Origin of the sequence: Ornithinibacillus contaminans, assembly GCF_001038425.2 — a bacterium.
Lineage (GTDB): Bacteria > Bacillota > Bacilli > Bacillales > Amphibacillaceae > Ornithinibacillus > Ornithinibacillus contaminans.
On sequence record NZ_LDPV02000050.1, the window covers coordinates 45912 to 61316 of the forward strand.

Here is a 15405-nt window from a genome sequence, read left to right on the forward strand (position 1 = left end):
GTATTTCTCCTTTCATCCTTTTATTTCCGTAATTGGCACTACCGGCTTCATTGCTTCGAATGGATTTCTACATGCCATGCAATATAAAATACTACGGCAGGCCGTTGGTCCAAATACATTTTCCATAGAGGTATAGTCCGAATCACAATACGGACAGTGAACCGTCCATTCTTCCCCTGGCCGATAGTTTTCTGGGGGTGGTGCAATACCATGTTTCTTAAGTTCTTGCTTTCCTTTATCGGTTATGGCATTTGTAGACCATAGCTTTTCCATCGAAAACTTCACGGTACAATGGTTCACCCAGTCTAGAGCTTCGACTGCTTCTTTAACCTGTTGTTCTATGAAATCAAGGGCAGGGCAGCCTGCAAATGTCGGTATCATACGAAGGTGGACATCTGCTCCAATTATGCTTACTTCATAGAGCATTCCAAGGTCATAGACACTGACAGATGGAAGCTCCGGATCATCTACTGTTTTTAATACAGCATGGATTTCCTCTAGTTGATCGGTCTTGGTCATTATCTACCCTCCCTTGCTACATACATATTCGTTCTAATAAAAATAAGACTCGTAATCTACCAACTTGCTGACTTATCCTGGTTATATACTTCTGCCAAAGTCGCTAATGCCTGTTGTAAATCTCCACTATGCTCCCCATTTCGACCATTGCCGTATTTCTTTCCTAACGGTATTGTTGGAGTATCGAGTACGGTTGCCTTGATAGCCGCTAGCCATTCCTGCCTTAGTGCTGCTTCATCCATTGATATTAAGTTGTAGCGCACCATATCCTCCGCTAATTCTCCGAGCTCTAATACATCTGCAAATTCCTCCCAAGCCTCCAGTACTCGTTGTGCAATGCGATTTTTTGCCTCCTTAGAAGAATTCTGAATCTGCTGAACCCAAAGCTTCCAATGCGCTAAATGATAGGGGTGCTCCATCAGTGCCTTTGTTGCCACATTTGCAAGTGGCTGATAGGAGCTTGCTGTAATCGCTTTCAATTTTATTTGTTTAAATGTTTCATAGAAAAAGTTCCGCACAATAGCTAAAGCCCAGTCATAATAAGGCTCCTCAAAATAAACCCCTTCACCATTTCGCTTCTCTAAATACGTCCCATTCCTTCGTTCTTCTGCCATCCGGTCATGAGCGATAATATCAGCATTCCCTACGCCAAGTTCCTCTAATAATTGGTAAAACATGTACGCATGCCCCATTGTGTTCTGTGTGATTGAGGAATAGGCAACATCTGCTTCAATATGTGGTGCTAACCCTAACCACTCGGATCCGCGAAAAGCGATTATAAAATCATCGTCTGCTAACTGGAACAAAAGCTCCCGTAAAGCGTTGCAGTATGCTAGATCTTGTTTGGCCTGTTCTGGTGATTCCACGAGTTTATTCATTGCTTCTTCACCTCTTTCCAAGACATGATCTCCTTCTCATCCAGCATGCCTTGTTCCTTCTCTCGCCACTTTTTACGAAGATACCCGTAGCCCTTCGTCGTGCGGTAATCTTTATTATCTAACCGGTTCGTCCATGCGGTTCTTTCCTCACTAGTCATTTTGCGAACGTCCTGCTGCTTCACGACCCAGACATCAATAACATCCTCACGTCTCATAAAGTTCTCCTGTGCCATCATCATCGCCATTTCCTGATTCGGAGCGAGCAAACTAAATTGATGCTGCATCGGTGATTTTACCCCTCTTCTACTAAACACCTCATACACTTGATAGAAGTCCGATTCCTTTGTCATTCGAAACACTCCCCCCTCTTGCTTATACGCCAACTGTTTCCGTTGCTAATGCTTGCCTTACCCAGCGATTATTGTCATATGCAATTTGCCGCAAGCGCAGTCGTTCCTTTGATCGTGGCCCATTATTACGAATGATTTGTTTAAATTCATCCCAATCAGGCTGCTGGTAAACCCATTTTTCTTGCTCCTTGTCATAGTGAACTGTTTCATCTGGTACCGTTAATCCAAGTGAAAAAACACGAGGTAAATACTTCGTCAAAAAGGCTTGGCGTAGTTCTTCATTCGTGCTTTTCCGAATCCGGTAATGAATCATCAAGTCTTGCTTAGAGGAGCCAGTCGTTTCAGCTGAACTCGGACCAAAGAACATGAGTAGTGATGGCCACCAGCGATTTAACGATTCTTGTAAAATATCCCGTTGATAGTCATTTCCCTCTGCCAAGGCCATGATAATTGATTCCCCGTGCTGTGCATGAAATACTTCCTCCTGACAAATACGTTGCAGCGCTCGTTGGTATGGTCCATAAGAAGCATCTAGCATATTCGTCTGCGACATAATAGCAGCCCCATCCACCAACCATCCGACCATACCAGCATCTGCCCAAGTCTTCGTCGGCATATGAAACACATTATGAAATTTTAAATCGCCATTTAGTAAATCTTCCATGAGATTTTCTCTTGTTTTCCCATATGGTTTCATTAAATCCTCTGCTACTCGGAGTAATAGCTGTCCATGCCCCATCTCATCTTGTACCTTTGCCATAATTCCTAATTTCCGCTTAAGAGTTGGTGCTTTTGGTACCCATTCCTTTTCCGGAAGTGCCCCCATGATTTCACTAATTCCATGCATGGATATGAGTTTGATTAATGCCTGACGGTAGTCTTCGGGCATCCAGTCATCCGCTTCGATTTTTTCACCTGCTTCAATTCGGGCCATAAATGCTTGGTATTTATCTGAGTCTACTTCTACATATGCAGTGGTTTTCGAGTCACCGTCTTCCACGTAGTTGTACATATCATCACCCTTTTCATAACGTTTATTTAACGCTATCATAACAAAGTGTTATACGAATAACAATATGATTAGTTTAAATTTTCTAACTTTGTTTCGACAATATATGCTAGATGAAGTTATCGTTTGGTGCTTGTAACCCGCTCCGGGAATACACTTCGCTTTCACTTCCAGTACAGGGGTGACATCTGCTCGAAACTACCTCGCAGTGTCTACCTTGCCGCGGGGGGGCTGGCGAGCCTCCTCGCGCTTAAAAGCAGTGCGCCTGTGTCTGCTAGTATCGCTTCGGAGTATGCTTCCTCAGCGCAAGGGAACGAAGAAGGTTATTCAAGTAGCACCCTCACTGCGGGGTCTCGCCTAGGCCCTTCCTCCCGCAGGAGTCTACGTATATTCCCGACGCTAAATCAGTGCATGTTAGTTTTTTGCATATTAGATTTTCATTTATCCTAGCCCTTACTATTCATCTCACTTTATTTCTGATAAAATTTGAACTACTAGACTGGTGAGTTACTAGTTGGCAAACAAGAGAGAGGTAGTTTTGATGGAAAAGCAATTTAATACTAGATCGATGATTTTCACTCTTTTTGGTGATTATATAAGGCATTATGATAATGTGATTTGGATTGGTAGTCTGATCCGCTTGCTTCAGGAATTTGGGCATAATGAGCAAGCTGTGCGTGCGGCGATTTCGCGGATGAGTAAGCAAGGCTGGGTCCAGGCGAACAAAATTGGTAACAAAAGCTACTACTCCTTAACCGAGCGAGGACAAGCTCGGATGGAGGAAGCATCGAAGCGAATTTATAAGACGGAGCACCCTTCTTGGGATGGACAGTGGCGTATGTTGGTTTACACCATTCCGGAGAACAAACGCCATCTTCGCGATGAGCTCAGAAAAGAATTAGTATGGAGTGGTTTCGGCATGCTTGCGAATAGCTGTTGGATTACGCCGAATCCACTAGAGGTACAAGTAAATCGTTTAATTGAAAAATATGATATGGGGGAATATGTTACGTTTTTCAATGCGAGTTATGAGGGCATGGAAAAAGAAGCATTTCTCGTGGAAAAATGCTGGGATTTGGATGACGTAAACAAGCGCTATCAACGGTTTATTCAGGAATATAGCCAAAAGTATGTCATTGATAAAACAAAAATTGAGAAGGGTGAGCTGAGCGATGGGAGTTGCTTTGTAAAATCTGCGCTACTAGTTCACCAATATCGTAAGTTTTTATTCATTGACCCCAATCTTCCGCAGGAGCTATTACCGGAGCAATGGCTAGGGGATTCAGCAGGCTCTCTATTCACCGATTACTACAAGTTATTAGAAGAACCAGCCAAGAGATTTTTCAAAGAAGTATTTGCGTTAGGAAGCATACAAGAAGTTAGCGGGAAGTAGCTTATGGCTACTTCTCCGTTCTAATCAGTAACGACGAAACAGAGCTGGCAACCTTTTTCCCGTTCTGGAATAAATCTGCTACTACATAGGCTAGGGTTCTCCCTAGCTTTTCTACTTGTGCCGTGACGGTTATTTCTCCTTCTACTGCCGGGCGATGAAACGTTGTATGGATGTCAACCGAGGCAAAGCCCTGATTATCCGTTAGTTGTGATGTGATGGCATAAGCCATCATAATATCTGCTGCAGCGGTTAAAAAACCACCCATCACAACACCGTGCCCATTTATGTATTTCCGATCGACTTCCCACGTTCCCTTGGCTAAGCCATCTTCCGCATAGTTAACGGTTACTTGTAAAGTCTTGTCACAAGGTGGTGGGGCTAGGTTTCCTGTAGCAACTCGCTTCAAATCTGCTGTTGTATATTTCATGGATGTCCCTCCTTATTTTTCCATAACCAATCAATATAACGGTAATTTAAATTCCGTTTAATTAACGTTAGTTTGATTTTATCGATAGTGTATCTTAATGTCAATATAATCAGAATTACACTAACTAATTGTATTTTCGTTCAATGAATAATCATTTCATCTATATGGAATTTTCTTCTAATTTAATGCGTTTTCATAATTTGTTTTTCGGTAAAATGTAGGAGTAAGGCGTGAATTATTTATTTATTCTTATTTTACCGAAATAGATTTAGGTTAATTTTCGCATTATTATTACATATAAATGCCCGATATTTTATTATACGTTTAGGAATCGTTATATAGTTTTAAGCAGAAATAGAAAAGGATTAATTGGAGAAATTTTTCCAGAGTAAGTTTGGTAGTGTAAAGCACTCTGATGGAAATGCGAGGTAGTTGAAGGATAAATTAAGGCAATAAAAAACCCTACCAAATCAAGCTGGTAGGGGTTGTAACGGTTGGTCTAACGGGTATCGACTTCATACCACTTCTTTGCTGCTGTCGATTCTTCCGTTTGTAGTGTTTTAAATTTTGCTTTTGGTATTTTCACTTTTAAGTAATTAGCTTCTTCATCAGATAGTCTTAGTTCACGAACACTTCTACCATCCTTGAACGATTCGAGTAAGAATTCATCAAATGCTTCTCTATTAGAAATCACGCATCTCCCTCCTTACTCAAAATTTGGGATTACTTCTCGTTTCTTCAGTGTTTTTCCGGATCGTGTTATGGCTTCATTTACTAATACTTGCATGGCATCCACACAATATGGCTGGATGTGATCTCCAACCGGGATACAGGAGAGCTCTGTGCATCCTAGAATGACACAATCACAATTCTCCTCTTCCATCATAGTTGTGATGATGCGCTCAAATCCTAACACGTCAACAGGTTTGTCTGCTTTGAAATCATAAATCGTTCGCATGACTTGTTCCTGTACAAGCACATTTGGGATATGTGCCTTCATATTATATTTATGACATTCATTCTGATATATACCAGTATTAATGGTTCCATCTGTCGCCAAAATTCCAACCTTTGCAGATGGGCCATATTTATCACGGATATACTGCACCGTTTCTTCAATCATATTGATAATATGAATCGACGTCATCGCCTGCATATCATCATAAAAATAATGAGACGTATTACATGGGATGGCAATATTCGCAACACCAGCCGCTTCAAAAAGGTCAAAATCCTTTTGAACGGCAACTAAAAAATCAGTCTTATTATCTTCCAATATAGCGCTTGTCCGATCTGGGATTGTGGCATGGTTAAGAATAACCATGTCGATATGTTCTTGGTCTTTATTGGCTTTTGTATTTTCGATTACTTTTTCAAAAAAGAGTGCCGTGGCAGCAGGACCCATTCCGCCTAGTACCCCGAGCTTTTTGTGTTCCAATCCTTCCACCTGCTTTATCTAATGTATTGCTTACTGCATGACATCCTATTTAATTTCTACGTTTTCTTTGTTTAACGATTCTAGTGCAATCTCTGCACCGTAATCCATTCCTTGACACCCTGCTAATAAGACCAAGTCACCCTTCGTTGCGTTGGAAAGTGCATCATTAATAGCATCCGGTAATTCTGTATATAATCTCACGCCGATATTTGCTTTTTCCATCACCTCTAAAAAGGCTTTTGTCTCATCATCTGTCACTTCATCTTTTGGTGTTGTATGGGATACACTACGTGTTGCAATAACTTCTTTAATACCAAGATTTTCTGCCCAGTTCACAATTACCTCAGCATTTTCTCGGTTAATGGTTGCACCACGCTGCCCTCTTATTGCATAGACTACATGTAGCTTATCATAATCCATATAATCTAATGTTTGTAATGTCACATTAATATTACCTGGATTTGCAAAGTGATCATCGACAACTTTAATGTCTTCTTCATAGATAAATTCAAATCGTCTTGGGACACCAGTAAATTCTTTTAATGTCTTTTGGATTGTCTCAATCGAAACACCACTTAGAAGGCTAATAATAATCGCAACCATCGAGTTATAAACCGAGTGTAATCCTGGTACAGCTAGCTCTACATCAAATTCACTTGGCTCAAATTTTAAGCCATTTGCTTCGAATGGTTTTAAAATTTCTACCGTAAATTTCCCTCGTCCTGTTGTTAAATCAAGGTTTTTACAATGAACATACCCTTCTTTACTTTCCACACCGAAGGAAATAACAGTCGCCTTTGTTTTATCAACTAGCGAAGCTGAGTATTGATCATCTAAATTCAGTACAGCAAAGCTATTCGCTGATGCATTGCGAATTAAGCTAGATTTCACTTCAAAATAGCGTTCAAAGGTGCCGTGCATTTCCATATGCTCACGGCTCATATTATTTAGTGACACAATATCGTACTCAACGCTCTCAACGCGATGTAATTCAAGTGCTGCTGAGGATACCTCCATTGTTACATGGGACACATCGTTTTCCACCATATCACTTAAGTAACGCTGTAAATCTAAAGACTCTGGGGTTGTCAGTTCCGCTGGAATCGATTCATCGCCATTTTTAATGATGACTGTTCCAATTAACCCAGTTCGATGTCCTTCGTTTTCCAAAATGGCATTCGTCATGTAGGAAGTAGTAGTTTTCCCATTTGTCGCAGTTATGCCGATCATATTGAGCTTTTTAGAAGGATAGTTATAAAAATGTGCTCCCAATTTCGCCAGTGCGATTCTGCTATCTTTTACAACATACTGTGGTACATTTACATCGGCTTGGATTTCTTCTACAACAGCGGCTACTGCACCACGTTTTACAGCATCAGCAAGGTATTTATGTCCATCCGTTTTATAGCCTTTCACACAAACAAACAGATGCCCATCCCTTACCTTTTGCGAATGATAGGAGACCTGGTTAATCTCTACCGGTGCTATATCCTCATTATTCGTTATTTCAATTGCTCCTAGTAATTCACGTAATTGCATTCCACTACCTCCTCGCCTTTCTACGGCCACCGAATAATTTTCCTACTCTGGTTTTCATAAAGGAAAGTGCAGGTTTAGGATCCTGCAAGCTCCATATGGCATATGCTTTCGGTCTGAACAGCGATTTTACGACCGCTGATGGTTTAAGCTGTCCACTTTTAATATAATCTTTAACTGCTAGCATGTCCTCATAGCCATACCAAAATGCACGGTTTGTGGTTTCGGTTAAGGCTTTTGGTTCTAACGGATCACCAATCATCTCACGGTACGTAATGTAGGGGAAATTCAGTCCTACCTTATAGAGAAGATGGTTAAAGTTGGTGATACGAGCATTTATTTCAATTAAGTAAAATTCACCCGTTTGTTCGTCCTTCTTAAATTCAATCTCGGCAAAGCCTTTATAACCAATTCCCTCTAAAAACTTCGCACCTATTTCATATAAATCTGGTGTGTATTTTTGGATTGTGTAGACCGATGCACCAAAGTTAATTGGGTATTGGCGTAGCTTTTGGCATGTCGTCCAATGGGTAACCTTCGAATTCTGATCTAAATAGGCATCAAAGGTGTACATATGGTCATCAAACCCCGGAATAATTCGTTGCACAAACACTTCTAAGTTAGCAGCTTTTGCTTTTTCCAGTGCCTCGTCTAGTTCTTCCATCGTATGAACCATGAAGATTTTCTTTCGGAAGGTTGATACGAAAGCAGGTGAATCAACCGGCTTTACGATACACGGGAACTTAATTTCTTCTAACACGCGTTCTTTGAAGTTTGGCTCGTGAATGCGTACTGTTTCTGGTGCACGCACGCCATGCTCTTCTGCAAGGGCATATAAATGATCTTTATTCATGACTTTCGTCGCTAATCCTTGTTCTGTTTGTGGAATTAAGTAATATTCCTTGATTGTATTTAAATGGGCATCAAGAACCTCTAAATACGTATCATGACAAGGAATAAGTACTGGTTTTTCATCTTGTTTTTTGGCATAGTCAATTAATGCATGGATAAAGCCTTCAGTTTCTTCTTTGTAGTGAGGAACTAGGATGGATTCAGCGCAATACTTTGATGCCGCGCCATACCGATCCTCTTCCGAATAATCCACAGCTACTGTGTGCACGCCGTGGATACCGAGGCTTCTAATCGTACTTAATCCTATATAGTAATTATTGCCTAAAATAACAGCTTTATGTTTCATCTCTCTACTCCTATACGGCATTTAACCGTTTCGTAATAATTTCATCTATAAACTGGCGGGAGTCATCGTGCAAACCCGCTACAGGAATATACTTCGCTAGTCAGTAAATTTTTACTTGTAGCAATAGTTTTGTTTGGAACAACAACATACTTTCTACTTATATATTCTTCATTATACGCATGTATAAGCTATTCTTCAATAAGTCTAAATGAGGATGAAATAGATCCTTTTTTGGGACGTGCTGTTACGGTAAAAATGACGGTATTCACATGCTACTACACGGTTTGAAATTTTTATTATTTTTTCTAAAAATTTTAAAGAATCTCTATCAAAATATGGTATATTATAAGATGTAGGAATTTTTACCCAATATAGTTGATAGACTTACTAGATTATACGTCCAGGAAGGGGGGTATGCAATCCATGCGTCTCGATAAACTATTTATCATTTTTATTTTTATGGTATCTGTTGTTGTGGCAATAAGCTCCGGTGCTATTCAAGTGAAATGGGATACTTATTTATTAGTACTAGCTTTATTTTATCTCTTTTCTATTCTTTACTATCATTTAAAGGTTGCCGTCAAACAAGGGAACGCCAATATCGATTATGCCATTTCCTATAGTATTGCGATGGCCTTATTCGCTGGACCGCTTGGGGCTTTTATTTATGAAGCATTGTATATGTTCACCATCTTTTTTATTCGAAAAGCAACTAAAACGGCTGATGAAGAAGAGTTTTTACATACTTTTTATAACACTGGGTCTTTTGCCCTAAATGGCGCGATTGCCTATTACCTTTTCCACGGTTTAGAGCCTGTATTTGATCAGGTTCCATTTGGGTATTGGATACTTATAATTGCACTTGTGATTATTATGTCATTACTATCCCACCTGTACTTAACTGTGATTTTCTCGATTACTGGAGATATTAAAACCTTACACGATGCTATTACGTTTATTAAAAGCAGAAGTATTCTTGATATGGGAAAAATCGCATTTTCGAATGCATTTCTATTCATATTTTTACAAAACGAACAATGGGAAATGCTTATCAGTCTATTCCTGTTCAACTATTTAGTTAGTAGGTCCAATATCGCAATTAACCAAACCCTCCAACATAAGATGGAACGGGATAAATTTGAACAAATGGCCTATACGGATTTTCTAACAGAGGTGTATAACCGGACGTTTATGGATAAGAAAATGAGTGAGTTAAACGAATCTGGTGAACGCTTAGCCATTATTGTAACTGACATTGACTCCTTTAAACGGATTAATGACACGTATAATCACGCCGTCGGGGATCGTGCTATTCAGCATTTCGCTTCTGTGCTGCAAAACTATTTAACTGAGGATGATTTTCTCTTCCGGAGTGGTGGCGAGGAATTTACGATCTTCATTCGGAATAAAGACTATGACGAATGTGTTACTTTAGTAGAAAGAATTCGAAATGGCATCATTACGACACCTGCCGTTGCGGAATATAATAATGAAACCATTCCTATTTCACTTTCGGCTTCGTTTGGCTTGTACTATTATAAAGCAAATGAAACACTAGATATTAAAAAGGCTTATATTTATGCAGACCAACTCTTAATTAAATCGAAGGACCTTGGTAAAAATCGAATTTCTGCGAAGAATGGGATGAATGACATTCCACTGTCAGTACGGTATACCGATTAATTGTCTAGGCGCATGCCAAGGTATCCCCAATCAAGCCATGTGTTAACTTTGGTCTTCGATGAAATTCTTGTACCACAGCATAAACATAAGTACGGCCCATAGCTTTCGGGCGTGATCTCGTTCATAGAGTTTATGCTCGGTTAAAAGCTTTAGGCAGTATGCTTTATTGATAATATGATCTGTGTTACTACGCCTAATTATAGCTTGTGCCCATTCATACAGCTCATTCCGAAGCCAATGCCGAATTGGCACTGGAAATCCTAGCTTTTTACGATTTATCACATGGTCTGGTACAAATTCTTTCGCAGCTTTACGCAAAATCGCCTTAGTCGTGTGGTCAGTAATTTTATATTCCACAGGGATTTTTCGAGCGACTTCAAACACTTCTTTATCTAAAAATGGTGTCCTTAACTCAATGGAATGGATCATTGTCATGCGATCTGCTTTTAATAAAATATCACCTGGGAGCCATGTATGAATATCGATATATTGCATTTGATGTAGTGGATGATCATTTTCCACACGGTCAAAAAGCTCTCCTGTTACTTGTCGGTAATTGCATGATGCTTGATACGATGTTAGTAATGCTTGCTTCTCTTGTTCCTCAAATAACTTCGCATTCCCAATATAGCGCTCTTTAAGTGGCGTAGTACCCCGTTCAATAAAGCTTTTTCCAGCCACTCCTTCTGGTAAAATCCGTGACAAATACTTGAGCCATTTGAGTAGTATCGATGGTATATAGCGAAATAGCTTCAATGACTCAAATTCACGATAAATATTATAGCCCCCAAACAATTCATCCGCTCCTTCACCAGAGAGTACTACTTTCATATGATTCTTTGCAATTTTTGCTGCAACATACAGTGGAACACAGGCGGGATCTGCAAGCGGATCATCTAATTGCGATATAATTTCAGACAGACTTTGAACATATTCCTCTGGGCTAATGACATAGGATATATTGTCTACTCCTAACGCCGCCGCAGTCCTTTCCGCAATCGGTATTTCGGAATATCCTTCTTCTGCAAACCCCACTGATATGGTTTTGATCGATGGTTGCATGTGCTTGGCTATCGCTACAACTAAACTAGAGTCAATACCTCCTGATAAGAATGCCCCAACCGGCACATCGCTTTGCATATGAGCCTCAACAGAATCGACCATTACTTCTTGAATTCGATTAATGATCTGTTTTTCGTTGCCGTCAATTGGTTGGAAGGTTGCATGAAAATAACGGGACTTACTTATTTTTTCCTGTGGTTTTTTAATGAAGTAATGACCGGGTTCAAGTAGCTGAATGGGGTTCGTTAATGTCATCGGAGTCGGTACGTATTGGAAGGAGAAATAATGCTGGAGTGCTTGTTCATTAAGAGGAAGGGAGGTAGTAACGGTTGTTATTGCTTTTTTCTCGGAAGCGAAATAGAATACCCCGTCCTCTTCCATGTAAAAGAATGGCTTTATCCCGAACGGGTCTCTAGCTCCATAAAGAATCGCCTCTTCCTTATCCCAAATGGCCAGTCCGAACATTCCTCTTAGTTCCCGAAAAGCATTCACGCCAAATTCCAAAAACATAGTGGCAACAACTTCTGTGTCTGATTCGGTTTCAAAGGTATAGCCCTTCTTCTGGAGGCGAGAACGCAATAATTTATAATTATAAATCTCACCATTAAATACAAGTACATAACGATCTTCACCAAAGTAAAATGGCTGCTTCCCTTTATCCAAGTCGATTATACTCAACCGGACAAATTCCACTAGCATAAGGTCATCTTGAAACCGTCCATCCTCATCTGGTCCTCTATGCTTGATAAAGGTCTTTGCCTGATTCATCTGCTCTCTTATGTCTTCGGTTAATTGGTGGTCATCCTTCACTAGCACACCAACAAATCCACACATGTGACTAACTCCTTTTTCGTGATGATTATATTTCACCATTATATTCAACGACAAAAAGACTGACCCAGATTTTTTCTGCGTCAGTCTTTATCGTGCTTTATACGATATTTTGCTTTTTAATTTGCTTACTTCTTAGCTGTCCACAAGCTGCATCAATGTCTGCGCCGTTTTCCCAACGAACCCCACAATTGATACCATTGTTTTTTAATGTTTCATAAAACGCTTGGATAGACGTTGTATCACTGCGCTGGTATTGGTTATGCTCTTCAACGGAATTGTACGGAATTAAGTTCACATATGATAGATGGCGTTTTTTACGTAATAGCTTGGCAAGCTGTATTGCCTCTTCTTGATGATCATTGACATCTTTTAGCATAATATACTCGTATGTGATCCGTCGATTAGACTTCTCAAGATAATAATCTACCGCCTGCATTAGCTTCTCAATCGGAAATGCACGGTTGATTTTCATAATCTGCGTACGAAGTTCATTATTAGGGGCATGTAGCGAGATTGCTAAGTTAACCTGTAATTCGGTATCAGCAAACTCATAAATTTTATGCGCTAAGCCACTTGTTGATACGGTAATATGACGTTGGCCAATTTTAAGACCTTTTTCATCATTAACCACTCGAATAAAGTTAAGGAGATTCGTGAAGTTATCAAATGGTTCACCTATACCCATGACAACAATATGACTAACCCGTTCATCTTTTCCTTGTTCATCTAAATGCTTCTGTACTTTCATGATCTGTTCCACAATCTCACCACCGGATAAATCACGACTCTTACGCAATAATCCACTGGCACAGAATGTACAGCCTATATTACAGCCGACCTGTGTCGTGACACAGACTGATAAACCATAATTAAAACGCATCAATACGGTTTCAATTAAGTTTCCGTCAGATAAGCGGAACAGGAATTTAATCGTACCGTCTTTCGATACTTGTTTAATTTCCTCGTCTAATGTTTCGATAACAAAGTTCTCTTCTAACAAGGAGATTGTCTCCTTGTTCACATTTTTCATGTCTGCAAATTCTCTAACACGCTTCTTATATAACCAATCCCACACCTGTTCAGCACGGAATCGTTTTTGACCTTTTTCCAGTAGCCATTCTGTTAATTGATTCATCGTTAATCCGTAAATGGATTCTTTAGCCATTGTTAAACCTCGTTTCTAAAAATGCATGATACAGTTAAACTGGAAACCCAGTAATTATTTTAGCAAAAACACTATACTATCATACCTCGAAACAGTCCTCACACGCAAATTAATTTCGCATAGAAAAGCCTGGGACATAAGTGCTTTTGACAAGATAACATCCGAATTTGCGCGTAATACACGCTTCGGGAATATACTCCGCTTTCCACGGGCGGCTGATGAGCCAGGCTACTACTTGTGAATAAGCTTCTTCGCTGCCTTGCGCCGAGGAAGACCGCTACGTAGCGATTCTATAAGACGCAGGCGCATCACTGCGGGGTCTCACCTAGGCCTGTCTTCCCGTAGGAGTCTCCGTATATTCCCTACACTGAATTAGTGCACTGTTCGTAATATCATCTTTTCATTTAACTTATGTCCCAGGCTCTGCGTTATGGCAAATCGGATGCACCCATTAAGTAGCGATCACATTCTCTAGCCGCTTCTCTTCCTTCATGGATTGCCCATACAATTAAGCTTTGTCCTCTGCGCATATCTCCCGCAGCAAAGATTCCCTCAATATTTGTTGTATAGTCCCCGTATGATGCTTTCACAGTGGAATTTGAATTGGTTTCAATTTCCAGCTGCTTTAGTAGCTGCTGATCTGGACCTTGGAATCCAATCGCAATAAGTACCAAGTCTGCTGGCCATACCTTTTCCGTACCTGGAATTTCTTCTCGAAGCTTTTGCCCATTTTCATAGCGAGTTCGAACATTAATCGTATGCACTTCTTTAATATGGCCATTTTCATCACCGACTAATTTTTTGGTCATAACCGCAAATGCACGGGGGTCTTCCCCAAATTTACTGGTTGCCTCTTTATGACCATATTCCACGCGGTGAATAATTGGATATTGTGGCCACGGATTTGTACTTTCGTCTCGAGTAGGTGCTTTTTGTTCATAAATATCAAACTGGGTTAGGCTTCGGCAGTTGTGACGAACCGCAGTCGCTAAGCAGTCGGTACCAGTATCGCCACCACCAATAACGATGACATCCTTATCCGTTGCAGAGATAAACTGGCCATCCTCCAGGTCTGAATCGAGTAAACTCTTCGTGTTCGCATGCAGGAAGTCCATTGCAACGTGAACCCCTTTTAGATTACTTCCTGGCACTTCCATATTCCGATGGACTGTTGCACCACCTGTTAAGATGGTAGCGTCAAAGTCCATCTGTAGCTTGTCAACCGAATAATCCGTTCCAACTTCTGTATTGGTGACGAATCGAATGCCCTCTTCTTGCAACAGGTTTACACGTCGTTCTACAATTTCATATGGCAGCTTCATCTCCGGAATACCATAAGTCAATAACCCACCCACACGATCGTCGCGTTCAAATACGGTAACCTTATGCCCTGCCTTATTTAACTGAGCGGCAGCCGCTAATCCAGCAGGCCCAGAGCCAACGACCGCTACCTTTTTACTGGTACGCTTCTTCGGAGGATTCGGTGTTATCCACCCTTCTTCAAAGCCCTTCTCCACAATCGCTCGTTCAACAGATTTGATTGCTACTGGCGGCTCATTAATTCCAAGTACACATGCGCCTTCACAAGGCGCTGGGCAAGCAATACCCGTAAATTCTGGAAAGTTATTTTTATCCTGTGCACGCAAAAGTGCTTCGTGCCATTTCCCTTCATAGACTAAGTGATTCCATTCAGGAATGAGATGGTTTAATGGACATCCGGTTGTAACACCATTCAGTTCTAGTCCTACATGACAGGTCGGCACTCCACAGCTCATGCATCGCGCACCTTGAATACGGACCTCTTTGTCAGGCATTGGTTCGGTATAATCCTTCCAGTCCTTAATCCGAATAGCTGGGTTCCGTTCCCTTCTCGTTTTCCGATCATATTCCATGAATCCTGTCTGTTTACCCAT

General features: G+C 40.6%; 14 protein-coding genes. 2 read left to right on the plus strand and 12 right to left on the minus strand.

Annotated elements, in window-relative coordinates; translation table 11 throughout:
- Positions 1-12: 12 nt before the first annotated feature.
- From paaD to paaA, 4 genes are read right to left on the minus strand one after another with little or no spacing between them, the layout of a single operon-like run.
- Positions 13-519, minus strand: a complete 507-nt coding sequence (gene paaD, locus JF53_RS13445) for a 1,2-phenylacetyl-CoA epoxidase subunit PaaD (protein ID WP_047980378.1) — start codon at positions 517-519, stop codon at positions 13-15.
- 56 nt (positions 520-575) lie between these two features.
- A complete protein-coding gene (paaC, locus tag JF53_RS13450) occupies positions 576-1397 on the minus strand; it encodes a 1,2-phenylacetyl-CoA epoxidase subunit PaaC (RefSeq protein WP_047980418.1) in 822 nt (273 codons plus the stop codon).
- The gene (paaB, locus tag JF53_RS13455) at positions 1394-1747 is read right to left on the minus strand and encodes a 1,2-phenylacetyl-CoA epoxidase subunit PaaB (protein ID WP_047980377.1); all 354 of its coding nucleotides are present in this window, start codon (positions 1745-1747) and stop codon (positions 1394-1396) included. Before paaB ends, paaC begins: the two co-directional genes overlap by 4 nt.
- Positions 1748-1769: 22 nt before the next feature.
- Positions 1770-2759: a 1,2-phenylacetyl-CoA epoxidase subunit PaaA gene (gene paaA, locus JF53_RS13460; protein ID WP_047980376.1), complete on the minus strand. Its 990-nt coding sequence runs from the start codon at positions 2757-2759 to the stop codon at positions 1770-1772.
- A gap of 538 nt (positions 2760-3297) precedes the next feature.
- Here paaA and paaX point away from each other — a divergent pair.
- Positions 3298-4149, plus strand: coding sequence for a phenylacetic acid degradation operon negative regulatory protein PaaX (paaX, locus tag JF53_RS13465; protein WP_047980375.1), 852 nt, complete (start codon positions 3298-3300; stop codon positions 4147-4149).
- A 7-nt stretch (positions 4150-4156) separates the two neighbouring features.
- On the opposite strand, the gene JF53_RS13470 is transcribed toward paaX, so the two are convergent.
- The 5 genes from JF53_RS13470 to JF53_RS13490 form a co-directional block, all read right to left on the minus strand.
- Positions 4157-4576, minus strand: a complete 420-nt coding sequence (locus JF53_RS13470; RefSeq protein ID WP_047980374.1) for a PaaI family thioesterase — start codon at positions 4574-4576, stop codon at positions 4157-4159.
- A 499-nt stretch (positions 4577-5075) separates the two neighbouring features.
- Positions 5076-5270 (minus strand): hypothetical protein, encoded by a 195-nt coding sequence (locus JF53_RS13475; protein WP_047980373.1) that lies wholly within the window; start codon positions 5268-5270, stop codon positions 5076-5078.
- 12 nt (positions 5271-5282) lie between these two features.
- Complete coding sequence (cuyB, locus tag JF53_RS13480; protein WP_083443635.1) at positions 5283-6014, minus strand: cysteate racemase; 732 nt, start codon at positions 6012-6014, stop codon at positions 5283-5285.
- A gap of 45 nt (positions 6015-6059) precedes the next feature.
- Positions 6060-7553, minus strand: a complete 1494-nt coding sequence (locus JF53_RS13485) for a Mur ligase family protein (protein WP_047980372.1) — start codon at positions 7551-7553, stop codon at positions 6060-6062.
- A gap of 4 nt (positions 7554-7557) precedes the next feature.
- Positions 7558-8748, minus strand: a complete 1191-nt coding sequence (locus JF53_RS13490) for a carboxylate--amine ligase (RefSeq protein WP_047980371.1) — start codon at positions 8746-8748, stop codon at positions 7558-7560.
- A gap of 423 nt (positions 8749-9171) precedes the next feature.
- Between JF53_RS13490 and JF53_RS13495 the strand changes: the two genes are divergently transcribed.
- The gene (locus JF53_RS13495) at positions 9172-10431 is read left to right on the plus strand and encodes a GGDEF domain-containing protein (RefSeq protein WP_047980370.1); all 1260 of its coding nucleotides are present in this window, start codon (positions 9172-9174) and stop codon (positions 10429-10431) included.
- Positions 10432-10473: 42 nt separating this feature from the next.
- Here the strand turns inward: JF53_RS13495 and asnB are convergent, their stop codons facing one another.
- From asnB to JF53_RS13510, 3 genes are all read right to left on the minus strand, one after another.
- The gene (gene asnB / locus JF53_RS13500) at positions 10474-12327 is read right to left on the minus strand and encodes an asparagine synthase (glutamine-hydrolyzing) (protein WP_047980369.1); all 1854 of its coding nucleotides are present in this window, start codon (positions 12325-12327) and stop codon (positions 10474-10476) included.
- A 97-nt stretch (positions 12328-12424) separates the two neighbouring features.
- Positions 12425-13492, minus strand: a complete 1068-nt coding sequence (rlmN, locus tag JF53_RS13505) for a 23S rRNA (adenine(2503)-C(2))-methyltransferase RlmN (RefSeq protein ID WP_047980368.1) — start codon at positions 13490-13492, stop codon at positions 12425-12427.
- A 428-nt stretch (positions 13493-13920) separates the two neighbouring features.
- Positions 13921-15405: a glutamate synthase subunit beta gene (locus JF53_RS13510; protein ID WP_047980367.1), complete on the minus strand. Its 1485-nt coding sequence runs from the start codon at positions 15403-15405 to the stop codon at positions 13921-13923.

Excerpts from the sequence above, each read along its gene's own strand:
- JF53_RS13495 (WP_047980370.1), top strand. The coding sequence starts at position 9,172 with ATGCGTCTCGATAAACTATTTATCATTTTTATTTTTATGGTATCTGTT.
- JF53_RS13490 (WP_047980371.1), bottom strand. The coding sequence starts at position 8,748 with ATGAAACATAAAGCTGTTATTTTAGGCAATAATTACTATATAGGATTA.
- paaA (WP_047980376.1), bottom strand. The coding sequence starts at position 2,759 with ATGTACAACTACGTGGAAGACGGTGACTCGAAAACCACTGCATATGTA.
- paaB (WP_047980377.1), bottom strand. The coding sequence starts at position 1,747 with ATGACAAAGGAATCGGACTTCTATCAAGTGTATGAGGTGTTTAGTAGA.
- rlmN (WP_047980368.1), bottom strand. The coding sequence starts at position 13,492 with ATGGCTAAAGAATCCATTTACGGATTAACGATGAATCAATTAACAGAA.
- JF53_RS13485 (WP_047980372.1), bottom strand. The coding sequence starts at position 7,553 with ATGCAATTACGTGAATTACTAGGAGCAATTGAAATAACGAATAATGAG.
- asnB (WP_047980369.1), bottom strand. The coding sequence starts at position 12,327 with ATGTGTGGATTTGTTGGTGTGCTAGTGAAGGATGACCACCAATTAACC.
- paaX (WP_047980375.1), top strand. The coding sequence starts at position 3,298 with ATGGAAAAGCAATTTAATACTAGATCGATGATTTTCACTCTTTTTGGT.
- JF53_RS13470 (WP_047980374.1), bottom strand. The coding sequence starts at position 4,576 with ATGAAATATACAACAGCAGATTTGAAGCGAGTTGCTACAGGAAACCTA.
- paaC (WP_047980418.1), bottom strand. The coding sequence starts at position 1,397 with ATGAATAAACTCGTGGAATCACCAGAACAGGCCAAACAAGATCTAGCA.
- JF53_RS13510 (WP_047980367.1), bottom strand. The coding sequence starts at position 15,405 with ATGGGTAAACAGACAGGATTCATGGAATATGATCGGAAAACGAGAAGG.
- paaD (WP_047980378.1), bottom strand. The coding sequence starts at position 519 with ATGACCAAGACCGATCAACTAGAGGAAATCCATGCTGTATTAAAAACA.